General features: G+C 40.6%; 11 protein-coding genes. 1 reads left to right on the top strand and 10 read right to left on the bottom strand.

What is annotated here, in order from left to right; translation table 11 throughout:
* Positions 1 to 6 precede the first annotated feature (6 nt).
* From B9A18_RS11330 to B9A18_RS11295, 8 genes are all read right to left on the bottom strand, one after another.
* Positions 7 to 1,050, bottom strand: a complete 1,044-nt coding sequence (locus tag B9A18_RS11330; protein ID WP_235005301.1) for a fasciclin domain-containing protein — start codon at positions 1,048 to 1,050, stop codon at positions 7 to 9.
* Positions 1,051 to 1,054: 4 nt separating this feature from the next.
* Complete coding sequence (locus B9A18_RS11325; RefSeq protein ID WP_159452641.1) at positions 1,055 to 2,281, bottom strand: fasciclin domain-containing protein; 1,227 nt, start codon at positions 2,279 to 2,281, stop codon at positions 1,055 to 1,057.
* Between the two features lie 21 nt (positions 2,282 to 2,302).
* Complete coding sequence (locus B9A18_RS11320; protein ID WP_084289405.1) at positions 2,303 to 3,382, bottom strand: fasciclin domain-containing protein; 1,080 nt, start codon at positions 3,380 to 3,382, stop codon at positions 2,303 to 2,305.
* 24 nt (positions 3,383 to 3,406) lie between these two features.
* The gene (locus B9A18_RS11315; RefSeq protein WP_235005300.1) at positions 3,407 to 4,606 is read right to left on the bottom strand and encodes a hypothetical protein; all 1,200 of its coding nucleotides are present in this window, start codon (positions 4,604 to 4,606) and stop codon (positions 3,407 to 3,409) included.
* Between the two features lie 7 nt (positions 4,607 to 4,613).
* Positions 4,614 to 6,332, bottom strand: a complete 1,719-nt coding sequence (locus B9A18_RS11310) for a DUF4397 domain-containing protein (protein ID WP_084289404.1) — start codon at positions 6,330 to 6,332, stop codon at positions 4,614 to 4,616.
* Between the two features lie 2 nt (positions 6,333 to 6,334).
* A complete protein-coding gene (locus B9A18_RS11305; RefSeq protein WP_084289581.1) occupies positions 6,335 to 9,832 on the bottom strand; it encodes a carboxypeptidase-like regulatory domain-containing protein in 3,498 nt (1,165 codons plus the stop codon).
* A 203-nt stretch (positions 9,833 to 10,035) separates the two neighbouring features.
* Positions 10,036 to 11,088: a FecR family protein gene (locus B9A18_RS11300; protein WP_084289403.1), complete on the bottom strand. Its 1,053-nt coding sequence runs from the start codon at positions 11,086 to 11,088 to the stop codon at positions 10,036 to 10,038.
* Positions 11,089 to 11,160: 72 nt separating this feature from the next.
* Positions 11,161 to 11,760, bottom strand: coding sequence for an RNA polymerase sigma factor (locus B9A18_RS11295; protein WP_084289402.1), 600 nt, complete (start codon positions 11,758 to 11,760; stop codon positions 11,161 to 11,163).
* Positions 11,761 to 12,218: 458 nt separating this feature from the next.
* On the opposite strand from B9A18_RS11295, the gene B9A18_RS11290 reads away from it, so the two are divergent.
* On the top strand, positions 12,219 to 13,406 hold the full coding sequence (locus tag B9A18_RS11290) for an ATP-binding protein (protein ID WP_084289401.1): 1,188 nt from the start codon (positions 12,219 to 12,221) through the stop codon (positions 13,404 to 13,406).
* A 123-nt stretch (positions 13,407 to 13,529) separates the two neighbouring features.
* On the opposite strand, the gene B9A18_RS11285 is transcribed toward B9A18_RS11290, so the two are convergent.
* Both B9A18_RS11285 and leuS read right to left on the bottom strand, forming a co-directional pair.
* On the bottom strand, positions 13,530 to 13,814 hold the full coding sequence (locus tag B9A18_RS11285) for a hypothetical protein (protein WP_084289400.1): 285 nt from the start codon (positions 13,812 to 13,814) through the stop codon (positions 13,530 to 13,532).
* Between the two features lie 984 nt (positions 13,815 to 14,798).
* Positions 14,799 to 17,606: a leucine--tRNA ligase gene (gene leuS, locus B9A18_RS11280; protein WP_084289399.1), complete on the bottom strand. Its 2,808-nt coding sequence runs from the start codon at positions 17,604 to 17,606 to the stop codon at positions 14,799 to 14,801.
* Positions 17,607 to 17,828 lie beyond the last annotated feature (222 nt).

Genomic DNA, 17,828 nt, shown 5'->3' with positions numbered 1-17,828 from the left:
TCTTAATTACTGTGTAATTTTCAATAGGCCCCCGATGGTATGCACCACACCATTTCCGGTAAGCACATCTTGTTTGCTCAATTGAATAACCGATGTATTTCCTGTCCCCTTCAATTCAATACCTATAAATGCGCCCGCTACCTGTGGATTAGGTTTAAGAATCACCTGTATAGAATTGCCATCAAGCATCGTTTGATCGCTACGATTTGCTGAACCTGTACTGAGCACATAATCATATACAAACCTGCGATCAGACGAAATATGATAGCGCACTAAACGCTGCAACACCGCAGGATCCATCGCATTGATGTCCTCTATCGTACGTAAACCAAAAGCTACCATTGCTGCATTATTAGGCGCAAACACCGTGTAAGGGCCTTTACCATTTAATGTCTCCACTAAATCCGAACGTTGCAAGGCCTGATAAAACAGGCTCAGGTCTCTATCTGATGCAATGGCTTCTACAACCAGGTTATGGGTATAAGGCTCCAACACCCGATCTATAACCTGAATTAATCCATTAGATGCTTTTACATTTTGCGAGACTACTTTAGATCCGTTAATGGTTAAAATTGTATCGCCACGTTTTACCCAATGGGTGACAAAAAGCTTACCTCCATTGGCCGATCTAACCTCCTGGTTAAACAGGAACGGCAATTTATTAAACTCGTACACACCGTTCAGGATATGGTAATTCATAATGGTCGCAACCCTGGATGGATCAGCACTCAGGATAGCTGTTGCATTCCCAAAACCTGCATTTCTAAAAGCATCATCCGAGGGAGCAATAGCCGTAAACAGTCCTTCCTTATCCGTAGTTTTTGCTAACCCTGTCCTTATCAAGGCAGTGTTGTAAACCGAGAGGTTAAAATTGTCGGCCACAATTGCACTGATCTTGTTGCTATTTGCATTCTTACCGGCAGTCTCCTCCTTTTTACAGCTGTTTAAAACCATACCGTAGCTAACTAGCGTAAGGAAAATGCACAGCGGCTTTATTGATATTTTTTGTAAATGACTCATGTTTTTATTGATCTGTATAAGCTGAAACATCTGATCAGAATTTAAAATTCTTAGGTGGCATTAAGCGATTTACCACGTGTATCGGCCCCATTAAAGTATTGATATCGCTTTCTACAATGGTTGCTGCAGGATATTCCGATGATTTGGTTTTTACCGTTACCTTTCCGGCAGCATTTTTTCCAAAATCAAGTGGCACATAAAAAATTGGAACTGTTCCGGTATACCCTGAGGTGGACAATGCATATCCCGACAGGAGGTTATTATTTAAATCATTTGAATAAAAAATATCCGGATTATCGTCTCCATAGCCCCAACCATCTTTTTCTTTAAAAAGCTTGCCCCAGCGGTGCATCGTTAATAAGGTATCCGTAGCATAACCCGAACCTACAAGTTCATAAGTATTCCAATCGAAATAGGGAAGAATATTACGGTTATTCAGTGCTATTAAATCATCCACATCCTTAAATCCGGCCTGATGAAAGGCTTCATCGGTAGGTGCAAATATGGATTTAAAGATAAGGATGTCATATCCCGCTGCCAGTCCTTTTGAAAAGGGGACACGTTCCGCAGCCCCCATCACCGCCTCTTCCCATTGCTGATCAGTTTTAGTCATGATCTCCAGGTACATCCCAAATCTTCCATCTTCCTGCAAAACCTGCATCATGGTTTTAGTCGGCTTTTTCAAAACGTGGTCTATTGGCCAGAAAGTTCCATTTTTTGCCAGGGTTACTATAGCAGTTCCGCTTTTTTTGCCATTGATCAACAATTCATTTCCTGATACATTTAGGTATTGCCTATAGAAATAAGGATCGGTCTGGTATTGATTTTCATATCCCTTTACCTGCAGATATGTATTTTCAAGTAAGGTCAAACCAATCGTATTCTCTCCCCTTTCACTTAAATCCTTAGGATTAACACCTTGAGACAGGGTGTGATAAAGCAACAAGCTATCTAATAATTCGGGTGTAGTATTATTAATTACATCTAATGTAATTCCATCGGCAATAAATGCGGCATCACTTGGCACCAGAAGCGTCATCGGTGTTTGGTTACCTCTTTTTTCAACAATACTGTTCATATTACTGCGTTTCCAGGCAGCTTTAAATAGTGTGTTTGCTGAAGCTTCCAGAACCTGATTAAGTGTGATACTTAAATCTACATGAGGCACCTGTACTCCCTCCACTTCAGGTTGAAACTCCGTTTTTCTGCAAGATGCCAGTGTTATAAATAAAAGGCAGATGGCAATTAATTTTATATTCATCTTGTTTATGTTATAAGTCATCTAATTATTTTTTAAGGCTTGTTCAGGAAGCACCAGTATCCCTTGCAGATCTTGCACCAGTCCATTATCCACAAGATTATCTATTGCCTTTTGGTCATGCCCATTCACCTCGGATATGATATCATAAGGATAGTTTTTATTAGTCCTGACTTCTACGTGATAACCGATAGATTGATCATTAATATTACTGAAGTTCAACCTTCCGGCGGTCAGGGTCATGATGTAAGTATCATTTGGTACCTGATGATAATAGAATGCATCGCTGTTAATGATTCCCAGTACCACAAAATCTGAAATGAAGAAATGTTTCTTCCGCATTACATAACAGCCAAACAAGCGATGCCCCAGATAACGATCAACGTTTAATCCGGCAATTACTTCAGCGGTCATACCCTTAGCTTCAAACTCAGCATTCTTAGGCGCTAAAATGGTATAGGGTCCTTCAGTAGCCAGTTCATCCCAAAAGCCAAACTTTTTTAAACCACTTACCAGAATACTATATTCCGGTCGTTTAGCCAGCCAGCTTTGCACGGTAGTATTTGCAGTCGATTTCATTACCCGATCCAATACATGCAAAGTACCATTGGCCAGGGTCACATCTTTCCTGCTTGCAAGGGATCCATTAAAATACAATTGAATGCTGGCATCTCTGCTGGCTATTGAGGTGTATAGCTCTGTACCCGCCAGCGTACGGTAGCGAACATCGATCCCATTAAAAGGAATATCCCGAACCAGTAAACGCTCATTCAAGATATGTCGCTGTACCAGAAATTTCAACGTATCCGGGTTCATTTTATCAAAATCACCTGGGCGATTGATCCCGATGATGTTAAAAGCAAGATTGCTGGGCGCCAAAATAGTAAATGGTCCTGCGCCATTTAACTGCGCACTTATGCCCGATTTTTCTATTGCCGCAGCAAATAAGCTGAGGTCATAATTGTTCTTTACAAAGTCAAAACCTGATCTGAAATTGTCATTGGCCTTATCAATTTGCAAATCATCATGCTTACAGGCGTTCAAGCCCATTAACAGCATCATCGGCAATAGATAAAGGTATTTTTTTAATGATTTGTGTTTCATTTTTATAGCTCTTTGATTAAATCATTAGTAAACCGGCGGTGCATATTTACGTTGGATGGTGGTGAGGTAAACATTTCCATTTACAATTTCTATGGTATTTACCGTTGCGAACGAGCGTGGATTATACTTGCCAGAGTGGATGTTTACAATCATATTAGGCAGGACGATCTCATTCCACTGTCGATAATTGGGAAATGGTGTCAAACAGTTTATGGATGCCCAATTGCCATCAGTCTCCATATCGGTTGGCCCATATGGGATATTCGTAATGTCCATTCCAGGGGCCAGAAAATCGAAACGCTGCCACATTTCCGTATGGATCCCTCCGGCAGTTGCATCAGCAAATAAGGGGAAATTGTAATATGGAGCAACCTCCAGCACATCAGAATTCCTGACCAAACGCCCCATGTATTTGCCGCTGTAGCCCGTGATCTTCAATGTGTTAACATTAGCATTTTTATATAGGGTAAGAAAAATGTTCATCTCGTCTTTAATCCCATTCCCTATCGCTCCCTTACCATATATATTACCGCCTTTGATGTCATTATCTGCCTGCCAGTAGCCTTTGGCACTCATGTTATAAAAATTAACATAAAGAGATGAATCAGATAAAGGCAGCTTGTGGAAGTTCTCTTTCCGCAGATAAATACCGTTTCTTTTTGTGTCGTAATCTTTCTGTAACACATGCAGCGTATATACTTCTTTGTGATCCAACACTATGGTGGTATCAATCAGTACATTTTTTTTCAGCTTAGGATCCAGGTTAAAGAAGGGAATGTCATTTTTTGGGCGGAACATAAAAACAATACGGTGTTTACCAGATGGAATTTGCGCCCAGCTGCTTAAGTCGAATCCGTTTAAAACAGGGCCTACCAATACATTCTCCCTCCCAGGATATTCAGGATTGTTGATACTGGTACCACTACCAATATGTGATGGATATGGCGGAGCATAAGGATCTCGCTTATCCAGAAAATCGCCTTTGATTTTGGCACTTACCGGAACGCCATTCTGATCCATTTCAGGATCAATCAGCATGGTTAAAAAAGGCAGTTGCTCATCTTTATTATCAATCCCGATCTTATAGTTCAGGTTATTAAAAACCCTTAGATAAGCGGGATCATCAATTTTTGCATATTCTACCTTGGCACAGCCTGCTGTAAAAAACAACAGGACGATGCATGAGTAAAGCAAGGTATTCTTCATTCCAGATCGTAAAATCATGTCTCTTTTATTTGGTGTGTTTTAGAATGATCATTTTAGCTTTTTGGCCAGCGGGTGCCGATGCCTTTGTACTACCCACAAGGGCGATTGTATATACACCAGGCTCGTGATTAGGCAAACCTCCCCTAACATATAAATCCGGACGGGCGATGAGGTCTTTTCCGGTTAATACAGGAATGTCGCTTGCCCAGCTTCCCGGAATTACACCTGGTGAAGAACGGAACGCCATAATTTTATAGGCGACATCATCCTTGTCCAGCTGGATGTATGGGACTTCTATCGGAAAAACTGCTGGCCTTAAATTGTTTACCGCAGCAGGATTCCTATTAAAATTATTGTTAAAAGACTGTCCGTTATCTTTGGTAAAAGTTAGATATGGCACATCAGGACAAAGATTCAGGAAGCGAATGCTGAAAGGCAAATCCAGCTTAATACGGTCATAAGTAGCGTCATCGCCGGCAGTATTACCCGGTACGACCCTGCTTAAATCGTTAGCCACAGCACTGATACTGGCTTTCCCATTGGCGTCAGGATGAAGCCATAAAGTAAAATTGGTATTGGCGTCGAGCTTTAGCTGACTGGAAGCCAGCACCTTTCCGCTTGCATCTTTTGCTTCAATGGTGTAACTGCCAATGATATAGTTCTGATAGCTGGTATGTGCGGTATAAGCCAGAGCAGCTCCTAAAGCTTCGCCATTCATGGTTATTTTTACCCCATCCATACCAGGCAAAGTATTTATAGCCTGTACCCTTGCATAAGTAACATTCAATGGCTCACTGATGTCGCTCATAATCCTGCTGGCGTTTTGATAAGCTGTAACCGCTTCGCCGGGATTACCGATTAAATAAGGAATATTAAAGTTGTAGGGCGCAATAATAATCGTGTATATCCCTCCGGGTGCAAAACTTTTAAATGAAGCAAAAGTCAGATTAGTATCTTCAGGCGGCCAGCCACGTGGAGCGGTAAGCGTGGATGTTGCCGGAAAGATCAGGTTTTTAGTTACACCAGGCACCTGTATTCCGGCAGGTGTTAACACCCTTAACTGCGCTGTAGTGTAAGACAACTCAATGTAATCCGAATACTGTCCGGGAAGAACATTATTCGTTTTATCACTTACCGGAGTACCATCAGCCCAGGTCAGGCTCATTGCCCCAACCAGATCCTCCATATCATTGTTTTCTATTTTTGCAGACAGATTCAGTATCCTGACCTTAAATTTCGTCGGGTCGGATGGCGCTGCAACGGCACGGGGAATTTTAACAAATTTTGGCACAGATGCTGCAAAACGCTCTGTAGGCAGCAGGTAGTAATCCATTGCCTGACTAGCATTTTCCTCAAGGTCAATGGTTAATTTATCTGCATTGATATTATAGTCTACGGTTTCTGTAAAGAACTTAGCTTTTCCGTTCTTTAACAGCGATTGAGGGATACTCCATGTGGCCCCCAACCTGCCACTTTCAGGGAAGTACCGCGTACCAGGCAAAGTCATTGTTATCGGATCAGCTGGCAAGCGAAACTTATAACTGGTTAGCGTATCGTCATTCATCACCACCTGGTTAAAATCACCCAGGGTTACAATACGCAGCGAGGAGCTTTTACGGGCATCCGTTACCAACCGGTTATCGTATTCAAAATCCTGCTTCTCCTTTTTACAGCCGGCAAGGGTCAACAGCATTAAAACCCCAATAAATATGGGCGACTGTTGTATATATTTCTTTAATATCATCTTTAATACAAATTATAAGTGAATCCCATCATGAACTCTCCTCCACGTTTATAACTGCGGTTAATATATTGGTTGCCGTACCATTTACCCCCTGTACCAGGGTTCGCATATACCGTTTGAACAGCCGGATTTAAGATGTTTTTAGCATAACCTTTAAAAATAATCCGTCGGGTTAAACGCTGACTAAACACAAAATCAAGCATAGGCACGGGACGGGTATACAGATCCGGTTCACCGGTAAGGTTAATCTGTATCAGGCGCTCACCAACCATATTAAATGTTCCGGTAAGACTGGTACCAGACCTCTTGTTGTCGTAATTAAGCCAACCATTGATAGAGAAAGGCGCCTGTTCAAACAGCGGACTGTTATCTGGCGTATGCCTGTCTAATGATCTGTTGGCTTCGAGTCGCTCTGGTGATTTTTTGATGTCACTTTGTGCCAGTAACAGGTTGGTTCCCGCAAAGAAATTGCGAAGGGGAAACCATACCTTGCCCAGATCTTTTACGATTTCGAACTCTACACCCCAAACCTTACCAATGTTAGGATCGTTCTCGAACCTGATGGTTGGGTACTCCGGATAGGTAGCAGCCAGACCACTGGTTTTTAAGCTAAACACCTTGTATAGCTGGTTCTTGATTCGCTTACCAAATAGTGATACGGCAATCACCTCTCCGTTGTTTGGAAACCATTCCCAACGAAAGTCAAGATTTTGTGTATACTGATTGATCAGGTTTGGATTACCTACTACAAGTCCCATCTGGAAAGCATCAAATTCAAATACATTCGTGATTTCTCTCAGTTCCGGTCTGGCCAAGGTGGTATTAAACCCTGCCCTGAAATTCATGTTTTCCTTAAAATTATAGGTTGTATTTAAGGAGTAGTAAGGTTTATAGCCAGGTTTGTAAACAGAGTTAGGGCTCATTAAAGTCAATGGGATGTTGGTGCCCGGTGCTGTCAAAGCAGGATCTAAGAAAACGCCCGAGGTATCTACCGCCGATTGGATATTGGTGGATTCGAAACGTACACCTCCCGTAAGTCTTAAGTCCTTTGTTACTTTTAAATCCAGCATGGCATAGCCTGCTATGGTTTCAAAGAAGCCGGCGTAATTATTAGGCGATTTTTGACTGTTATATAAAAAGCCACCAACCGGACTCGCACCTTCGCCCAATCCGGCTATAGGGGCATGAATGCCAATAATTTCGGGACCAACCAAACGATCCAGATTACCAGAAACCGTATACAATGGTGTGGCTTTATTTGAGGAGAAATTAGACCCTGGTAAAAACAACACGTTCTCGGTAAACACACGGTCGCGGTTAAGGTAATTAACCCCTGTTTTAAATTCCTGTTTTTGTCCGAATAATTTAAAAGGGACACTTAAATCAGCCTTGTAATTGTAATTAGTTTCAGAAAGGTTCCTGTAGCGGCGACCATTTGGCTCCGCCTGAATAATTCCATAGGCACCAAATCCATTTACATACCCGGAAGATAGTGCATACAAATGTTTGGAATAAACATGTTCTGTTCCGTTTGATCCGGCTGGGGAATAAGAAGATCCGTCGCGTGGCGTATAATCTGCCAGGGTTACAAAACGATAATCGGGATCATTCTGTCCTGCTTTTGAAGAAGAAATGTTGTAACTTAATTTGGGAGAGTAATCTGATTCCAGGAACTTATGTTCGCCCTGAAGATTAAACGTATTGAGGTTACGGTAAGATTGTTTTAAGGAATAAATGGTACTCTTTACTTCACCCGGTAAGCCGGTATACTGATATGCTCCATACATATTGGTCGCCTGGGTTTCTCCACCCCAGCTGCCCAGATACTGCATACTGATTTCGTTACGGGCATCAAAACGATAGGTTAAACCTAGCAAAGTTCCATAGTTTAAGGTCTCGTTACCTGTGTTTTCCTTATAGGTCTGGTACCTACCCATGTACAGGTTATTCGGGGTAATGTAATTGGGTATGTTACGCGGACTGCTTACTTGTGGATTTCCGGTAACAACGCCCTGATAGATACTATACTGCTGTATGTCGCCGCCCGAGATATCTGTAGTACGGCGGTAGTAGTTACCACCGGCTATTACCCCTATCTTATGTTTTTTAAACAGGGTATAGCTATTACCAAAAGTGGCCGAATACAGCTGGTTTAAAGGACTTTGCTTATATTTTGTAGTCAGTACAGGATCAAAGCCCTGCATGATGTTATTTATACGGGTTACTTCCTGTTTTGTTGCAGGACTGTAGCCACTGTTTGAAATCAGGTTCTGAATCTGCGTTAAGCCGCCTTTATATTGTGTAGCCAGGTTTAAGAAATCAGCTGATAAATTCTTGTTATTGATCTTATCTCCCAGGAAACCCATTTCGCTATTAAAAAAGCTGTTATGTTGTCCGCCAATACCAATATTAGAGTTAAAACCCGATTGAACAATCACGTTAAACACCATGCTATCCGGTACAGATTTGGTTTTCAACTCCACAATACCAGCTGCTGCATCGGCAGGTTTATCCGGGGTCACTGTTTTATAAATGGTAACGTTATCCAGAAGGGATGCAGGCACCAGGTCGAAAGGAATCGAACTCCTGTCCGGATCAGAGGAAGCTAAACGAACACCATTTAACTGACCAACCACACTCCTGTCGCCCAAACCACGAATAGCGACAAACTTATCATCCGTTACCGTAACACCGGGTACCCTTTGTAAGGCCTGTGTAGTAGTAATACTGGCCGTACGTTCTATTTGTACCGCTGATATCGCATCCTGTACAATTGAAGCTTTTTTACGTTCATCTAAAACTGCAGCCTCGGTATTGGTTTTTCTCCTGGCCTGTACTGTTACTTCATTTAGTGCATTACTAGCCGAACTAAGGGCAACATTAAGGTTATTAGTATTCTTATCTACCTTTACTTCCCGGGTTTTATAGCCCATATAACTAAACACAAGAATAGCTTCGGGCTGAGCTATTGTTAAAGTAAAGTTTCCATTTCCGTCAGTTGTGGTGCCCCCCTGCACGCCTTTTATCCGGATAGATACACCCGGCAAGGTCTCCTTATTCACCGCATCAATTACTTTGCCCGTGATGCTCCGCCTGGCGGGGATGGCTTCAATTACCACATAATGATCTACTACTTTATATCTTAAGCCTGAATTGGAAAGCACATTTTTAATGGCCTCCGCAACTGTAATATCAGGAGCTTTGAGGTTTACCTTTTTGGAGCTGATGTCGAGTACCTTCTGCGGAAGCAGAAACTTAACTCCGCTTTTGGCCTCTATAGCCAGCAAGCTTTCTTTAATCCCCATCCCCTCCAGCTTCAGATCTACCTTACGGCTAAGATCCTGACCGGTTACGGTGTTGGCATACAGCATACCTACCATGGTAAGCTTAGTAAACAACAGGATAAATGAACATTTCATCAGCAAATAAATTATTCTTAAAAATCTGGAACCACCGGGTTCCACAAAAAGTGAAGGATTAGCTATTGATCCTTTTTGCATATATTTGAATGTTATATGGGTTAAAATTGCCCTTTGGGCAAATACTCTGTTAATAGGCCGGTTTTCCGGCTGTGATTTCATCGTGCCTATGTGTCTTCCAAAACAATGAGGGCCCGAAGAAATATCTAAGCGTTCCCTTTAGCCTGCCAGGGCCATTGGGAACGTTTTGCTTTAAGTAACTAAATAGTCATAACCGCCTTTCCTTAATTAATTGTGATGTTTTTACCTTTTATACTGTATTTAAACTGTGCCCCGGCACTTAGGATCCGAAGGGTTTGGTTTAAAGGAACATTGTCCTGAAGGGTTACAGTGACCACCTCTCTTGCTTTAGCCGCGTTTTTGAAACTGAACTGAACATCGTATGCCCGCTCCAGCTGTCTCGCTATTTCGCTTAAAGTCTGATCCTTAAAAACAAGAATTGATTGTTTCCAATCCCTTACCTCCTGAATGGCAACCTGGCCAATAACAGCCTCGCTTGTTAGGTTACTTAATACAACCTGCTGACCGGGCGTAAGCACTGCCAGGTGCTCCGTGTGTCCCGGATTTATACGATCAACCCTAACCTTACCCGTTGCCACCTGTACCTCAAACGGCCGGCCTTCAATGGCATTCACCTTAAACGAGGTGCCTAATACCTGGGTATGAATATTGTGTGTTTCTATGATGAAAGGTTTGTGCGGATTATGTGCTACCTCGAAGAATGCTTCACCTTCCAATGAAATTCCTCTTATTGAATCCTTAAACTGTTCAGGATACTTCAAGGTACTGGCCGGCCCCATGTAAACCATGGTACCATCAGCAAGGGTAATTTTTGCACGCTGTCCTTTAACAGTGCTAAATTCTTTCATTATTAATTTAGCGGTAGTTGCTGCCGAAGTCGCCTGATTTTCTTTTAACCTGCTCAAAGAATAGATGCCTATCCCCAACATTACTGTAGTTAACACCGCAGCATATTTCAGGAAGTTGTTCCTCTTAAAAAAGCCTGGTGTTGTCTTAATTTCTGTTGTTGTGGTTTCAGGAAAAACCGCTTTTCTCAATTCAAACTTCGACTGCCATTCCCTCATCTGATCGTCTTTCACAAAAGACGTCTTAGTTGCATCATTCCATTCTGCTTCTGATTCAGCAGCGATGAGTTCGTGCAGAATTTCCTCGGTATCGGCCCTAAGCAAATAAGCACGAACCCGCTGCAATTCTGAGGGCGTACAAGTATCCTTAAGGTATTTTTTTAGTAGTTCTTTATCTATGGGTTGCTGCATATGCTATTTCCTTCAATAGGTATAGCGCAAGAAATCAGCAGTAGGGTGAATGGGGCTCGAAAAATAATTGAATTATTTTACAAACCAGGAAAGAAGTGCAACAATAGTAGTAACATCGAGGTATTCATGCATACTCTTTCGCAAGTGATTTAAAGAAAAACTCATGTGACTTTTAACAGTATTGGCTGATAAATTTAATTGCCGGGCAATTTGTGGATAGCTCATATTTTCATCTCTACTCATCTCGTAAACTTTCCGGCGCTGCGGACTAAGCTCGTTTAGCTTTTCCTGAAAGCATGCTTCTATTTCTGCATAAACATGATTGTCGTCGGCCTTCTTGGAATCCTGCATGGTTTCCTCATGATATAATTCCAGTGGTTGCGTTGCCAATGTCTTTTTTCGGAAATAGCTGATTATGCTATTTCGTATAGCCCTAAACAGATAAGCTTTAAGATTACCATCCGGGCAAAAATCAACAGCTCTCTTCTCCCATACCCACATCATCAGATCCATTACGAGTTCTTCTGCAACTTCAGTATTGCGAACGTACTTTAGCGATAAAGAATAGAGCGGTTTAAAGTAGCGCTGAAAGATAACGTCAAATGCTTTATCATTACCATTGCGACAATATTCTAATAGCCTGTAGTCTGATAATGCATTTGATTCCTTCATGATCTTCCTGAACTTAACGGTGGCAAACCTAGTAGGAAGAAATAAGCTTAAAGTTAAAGTGGGGTTATGTAATTATTAAGGGGACAAAATAAACCGTTCTCTTCAGAGTCTGGCATCTGTTGCGAAGAGCAACAGCGCCTGAGGCCTCTTCAGAGAAGGTATATTTTGTTTTCAAATGAACACTCATCCTGCGCAAATGCCATCCCACGGTGAATTGGTTAAAAAAATAATTGAATTATTTTTCAACTACCACTTACTAGCTTCCCCTGTTAAGTCAGTAGCAGTAATGAATTCACCTCGCTCAACTTGCTTTATTCGCCGAATTCTCACACCCAACATTACTATTTGATGAAAAACAAATCATATAGTATTACTATTTGATGAAAAATAAATCACAAAGTATTACTATTTGACGAAAACCCAATCAAATAGTAACACTAATTGATTATATTTGAATCATGAAAGAAAGAGATATCTACACTAATTTACTGAAGCACAGTCAAAAAAAACAAGTCACTGTGATCACAGGCATGCGTAGAGTAGGCAAAAGCACAGCCGTAAAATATATCTTGAAACACATTGATCATCGCAATTATTTGTACCTGGACTGTGAAAGAATCGAAATTAGGGTTCTCTTTAATAATCAGAATTATGAAAATTTAAAAAGCGAACTGGAATTAATGGGACTAGATTTTTCCAAACCGGTTTTGATTGCACTTGATGAAATACAATTGGTAGAAAACCTTCCCAGCGTGATTAAATACCTATACGATACTTATAATGTGAAATTTATTGTCACTGGATCAAGTGCTTACTACATGAAAAATCAGTTTTCTGAAAGTCTGGCAGGAAGAAAAAGGATATTTGAAATGTACCCTCTTAGTTTTAAAGAATTTTTACGTTTTAAAGAAGTTGTAGTATCTGATTATGAAAAATATGCCTGGCGTACATTTAATGAAGCCTGGTATACCCAATTTAAAGATTTATATGCGGAGTATATCCGTTATGGAGGATTTCCAGAGGTAGTCCTTGAAGAAGACTCCAGTGATAAGATTGAATTATTAAAAGATATTATCAATTCTTATATTGAATTAGACGTAAAATTACTCTCTGATTATTCCATAAGTGAAGATTTATATAAACTGGTAAAGGTTCTTGCCGCCCGCTCGGGCAATAAAGTTGATTATACCAAAATAAGTAGCGTTACGGGAATAAACCGTCAAAAAATAGCCTCATATATTCAACTATTGGAATATACCTATTTCATTTATCAGGCAACGCCCTTTACAAAAAACATTGACAAAGAGATCTCTCAACAGACAAAACTTTACTTCGCAGATACGGGGGTATTGAATGTCCTGGCAGGAGAACAACTATCGAGCGGACAAATCTTTGAAAATGCCATAGCATCACAGCTTAAAAGTCAAGGGACTATACAATACTATCAAAAGAAAACAGGACAGGAAATTGATTTTATCTTTAACGGGGATACTGCTCTGGAGGTAAAAGAAACACCAGTACAACAGGATAAACAAACTGTTGTACAAAGGGCATTAGCCATTGATATCAATAAGTACTTCGTTCTGGGGCGGAACCTATCAAATAGTAGCTTCTCTGATTTTATCTGGGGTGGAAATATTTATTAAAATACAAAATAAACCATTCTCTTCAGAGTCTGGCATCTGTTGCGAAGGGCAACAGCGCCTGAGGCCTCTTCAGAGAAGGTATATTTTGTGGTCAAACGGAACACTTGGGACAGATGAAAACACTTATTTCGCAGGCTCTCCGTTTTCCCGACTGTTGTAGAGAATACTACTAGCGAGAATAAGTTTATGAAAGCTTTCGTAGAAGTTGACCATTTGAGCGCGTTCTTCTTTGCATAATTGCCAATGTTTAACAAAAATGCATTGCTTCATCATTAGCCAAAGATTGTAATGACATTCGCTTAGGTCATAATCATTGAAAAAGGAATGCATTGTTTCAGTTGCAAATGCTTCTAGCTCTTCTTTACTGCCGGTTGGTCTGTTGTGTAGATACAGTTGATGGTTGTTCATATGCTCATTTTTATTAGTTTAAAACTTAAAAATGAGTCCCGAAAAGGATTTAGAAGGCTTTGTAGGGGTATCCGTTTGTAGGCTTCCCATGATATAAAACGAATGTGCACTATAGCCAACTCTAAATACCGCACCACAGGGCTTTCTGACGGCCTAGAAAACGGGTTTACAATAGAGCCCGCGACTATAGTGCACCTTCAAAAGTACAACAAATATTGTCACGGGCATTAACCTACTGTCTCTTTTCTTTGCATTTGTCAGAAATTTTGCGATCGAGACTCTTGAATTAATACCTCATTTAGGATTAATGATATGTTGTTATATTTCTTTATTTCATTGGCTGCTTTTAATCAGTTTTAGACATGTAACTTCTATAAACGAGGAGGTACCGCTGATTCCATACCTAAGTCTAACTATAATCATTCAAACTAACCAAACATTACTGTAAATAATTAAATATATTAATCAATAATTTATTTAATTATACGTAAACCAACAAAAACGGGATCAAATCATAAACTTTTGGAGCGGAATACTTTTTTTAAGCATAGCCATTGTTTTCGGGATGTGCAAGGGATGTGCTCGTATTTGAGTATGGGTTAATAAAGTTTTGAGTAAGGGTTGGTTAAGCTTGGGGATATACCAAGGGTTAACCAACCCTTAACCAAGGCTTAATCAATGGTTACCTAAAGTCGAGCGCAAATTGAAGGATCCTGTACCGAAATTAGTTGATGATTTATCCAAGCTCCATAACTTTTAGTCTTGATCCCAGAAACGAGCTATTAAGCAAACGTATAAAAGCAAAAAAGGCCGGTATCGTTTCATAACGATACCAGCCTTCTATATTTTCTGACCGAAATGACCAGCCACCATGCTTTTGAAAGAAAAATATGCCTTCTGTGAATAGGCCTAGGAATTTTTGCCCCCCTTAGCGAAGCGGGCAAAAGGTTCCAGCCTGTGAACAGAATGGCTTATTTTTCAAATTTATAAGACGATATTTACAATCCTACCCTTCACCACAATCACTTTCTTAGGAGCTTTACCGTCAAGATATTTTTTTACATCTTCATTAGCCAACACTGTTTCTTCAATCTCCTTAGCTTCTAAAGTAAGGCTTAAGCTTAAGTTTAAACGTGTTTTACCATTTACTGAAACCGGATAACTAAAGTCATCCTCAACCAGATGAGCCGGATTAAAAATTGGATAAGGTGTATAAGATAAACTTCCTTCTTCATTGCCTAACAACATCCAAAGCTCTTCACAAATGTGCGGTGCATATGGAGAAAGTGTCACAACCAGATCTTCCAACACCTGACGGTTTTTACATTTCAGGTCGGTCAATTCATTCACAGCAATCATAAATGCAGATACAGAAGTATTAAACGAGAAACGTTCCACATCATCCTGTACTTTTTTAATGATTTTATGCAAGGCTTTTAACTCTGCTTTAGTAGGTACAGAATCACTTACATGGAATGTCCAGTTCTCATTGTGGAATAAACGCCAGAATTTACGCAGAAATTTAAACACACCTTCGATACCGTTAGTGTTCCAAGGTTTACTTTGTTCAAGTGGACCTAAGAACATTTCGTACATACGTAAAGTATCGGCACCATAGCTTTCGATTAACACATCAGGATTTACAACGTTGAATTTAGATTTCGACATCTTTTCAACCTCTACACCACAGATGTACTTACCGTTTTCAAGAATAAACTCTGCATCAGCAAACTCTGGTCTGAACAATTTAAAGCGCTCAATATCCAGAATTTCGTTTTCCACTATATTTACATCAACATGAAGTGCTGCTGTTTTATAATCTTTCTTTAAACCATGAGAAACAAGCGTATTGGTAGCCTTTCCTTCTGAATCAACCACACGGTATACAAAATTACTTCTGCCCTGAATCATTCCCTGATTGATCAGTTTTTTGAAAGGCTCTTCCTCCTGGACATATCCCAAATCTTTGAGGAACTTGTTCCAGAAACGGCTGTACAACAGGTGACCGGTAGCATGCTCCGAACCACCGATATACAGATCTACATCTTTCCAGTATTCAATTGCATCTTTTGAAGCAAAATGTGAATCGTTTCTAGCATCCATATAACGGTACCAGTACCAACTTGAACCTGCCCAACCTGGCATAGTACTCAATTCGTACTCGTATTCATCCTCATACTTCCATCCTTCTGCCCTGCCCAAAGGCGGTTCGCCTGTTTCAGTTGGCAAATATTTATCAATTTCAGGTAGTATTAAAGGCAATTCTTCTTCCTTAATTAAATAAGGCAAACCATCTTTAAAATACACAGGAATTGGCTCACCCCAATAACGCTGACGGCCAAAAATGGCATCGCGCATGCGGTAGTTGATTTTAGCCTTACCAACTTCTTTTTCTTCCAGCCATGCGTTTAAAGTCGCAATAGCCTCTGTATAGTGCATTCCGTTAATGAAACCGGAATTGATGTATTTTCCTTCTTTAGTTGGATCAGCCTGATGTTCGATATCTTGTTGAGCATCTAATATCTGTACAATTGGCAAATTAAAATGCGTAGCAAACAACCAGTCGCGTTGGTCGCCACTTGGCACGCCCATTACGGCACCTGTACCATATCCTGCCAAAACATAATCTGCAATCCAAAGCTGAATGCGTTCGCCACTAACCGGGTTAATGACATAGCTTCCTGTAAAAGCTCCAGATACAGTTTTAACATCGGCCATACGGTCGAGCTCTGATTTCTTTTTCGTTTGAGCGATGTAATTGTCGATGGCGATTTGTTGTGCTGGTGTAGTTAATTCAGCAACAAGCTCATGCTCTGGCGCAAGTACCAAATACGAAACACCAAATATAGTATCCACACGCGTGGTAAACACTTCAATATAATCCTGACTAAGTGCAGAAATCTCATCAGAAGCCTGAATAGCAAACCTTACACTTGCTCCAACGCTCTTGCCAATCCAGTTGCGCTGCATTTCTTTAACAGGCTCCGGCCAGTCGATGGTGTTTAAGCCTTGCAACAAGCGCTCAGCATAAGCCGAGATGCGCATGCTCCACTGCATCATTTTCTTCTGCTCAACAGGATGACCGCCACGTTCAGAAAAACCACCTATCACTTCATCATTAGCCAATACAGTACCCAAAGCTGCACACCAGTTAACAGTGCTTTCCTTTAGGTAAGTTAAGCGGTATTTTAACAGTTCTTCCTGCTTTTCTTCACTTGTCATGGTTGCCCAATCGCTAGGCATGAAGTTTTTAGTATCCTCATCGCATACCGCCTTTACATCAGCGCTTCCTGAGGCATTAAATTTCTCTATCAGCGTAGTGATATCTTCTGCACGGTCAGTTTCCAGGTTATACCAGGAATTAAACAACTGCATAAAAATCCACTGCGTCCATTTATAATATTCAGGATCACTGGTGCGTACCTCTCTGCTCCAATCGAATGAGAAACCAATTCCATCCAATTGTTTACGATAGGTATTGATGTTAGCCTCAGTAGTTAAAGCAGGGTGCTGACCAGTTTGGATAGCATATTGCTCTGCAGGTAATCCGAATGAATCGTATCCCATTGGGTGCAATACGTTAAAACCTTTTAGTCTTTTATACCTAGAAAATATATCGGAAGCAATATAGCCAAGCGGGTGTCCAACATGTAATCCTGCTCCTGAAGGATAGGGAAACATATCAAGCACATAAAACTTAGGTTTGGCAGAATCAGTTTCTGCTTTAAACGTTTGATTCTGAGCCCAGAATTTTTGCCACTTTTGCTCTATTTCTTTAAATTGGTAATCCATTAATGCTACTTCTTTTATAGCGCGAAAATAAAGAAATAAAGGTTGTTAGCGAAACTGTTTTATAAAATAGCGTTACTTGCTGGTCTGCCCCGACTTCAAAGTCCTTCCCCATGCATACAGTCGTTGAAATAAGCAGTTATTATTAATCTGCAAAAAAACTGTAAAGCCTTTTCAGTATCGGACATATTGTAAACCAAAATCAGTAAAACCTCTCCGCTTTTG

The organism is Pedobacter nyackensis, assembly GCF_900176505.1.
Classification (GTDB): Bacteria; Bacteroidota; Bacteroidia; order Sphingobacteriales; family Sphingobacteriaceae; genus Pedobacter; species Pedobacter nyackensis.
Note: the sequence above shows the minus strand (reverse complement) of the source record. Positions and strands in the feature narration are given on the sequence as shown.

Bases quoted from the DNA above. Each gene is read 5' to 3' on its own strand.
- B9A18_RS11290 (WP_084289401.1), top strand. From the start codon at position 12,219: ATGAAAGAAAGAGATATCTACACTAATTTACTGAAGCACAGTCAAAAA.
- B9A18_RS11330 (WP_235005301.1), bottom strand. From the start codon at position 1,050: ATGTTTCAGCTTATACAGATCAATAAAAACATGAGTCATTTACAAAAA.
- leuS (WP_084289399.1), bottom strand. From the start codon at position 17,606: ATGGATTACCAATTTAAAGAAATAGAGCAAAAGTGGCAAAAATTCTGG.
- B9A18_RS11315 (WP_235005300.1), bottom strand. From the start codon at position 4,606: ATGATTTTACGATCTGGAATGAAGAATACCTTGCTTTACTCATGCATC.
- B9A18_RS11285 (WP_084289400.1), bottom strand. From the start codon at position 13,814: ATGAACAACCATCAACTGTATCTACACAACAGACCAACCGGCAGTAAA.
- B9A18_RS11320 (WP_084289405.1), bottom strand. From the start codon at position 3,382: ATGAAACACAAATCATTAAAAAAATACCTTTATCTATTGCCGATGATG.
- B9A18_RS11310 (WP_084289404.1), bottom strand. From the start codon at position 6,332: ATGATATTAAAGAAATATATACAACAGTCGCCCATATTTATTGGGGTT.
- B9A18_RS11295 (WP_084289402.1), bottom strand. From the start codon at position 11,760: ATGAAGGAATCAAATGCATTATCAGACTACAGGCTATTAGAATATTGT.
- B9A18_RS11300 (WP_084289403.1), bottom strand. From the start codon at position 11,088: ATGCAGCAACCCATAGATAAAGAACTACTAAAAAAATACCTTAAGGAT.
- B9A18_RS11305 (WP_084289581.1), bottom strand. From the start codon at position 9,832: ATGCAAAAAGGATCAATAGCTAATCCTTCACTTTTTGTGGAACCCGGT.
- B9A18_RS11325 (WP_159452641.1), bottom strand. From the start codon at position 2,281: ATGAATATAAAATTAATTGCCATCTGCCTTTTATTTATAACACTGGCA.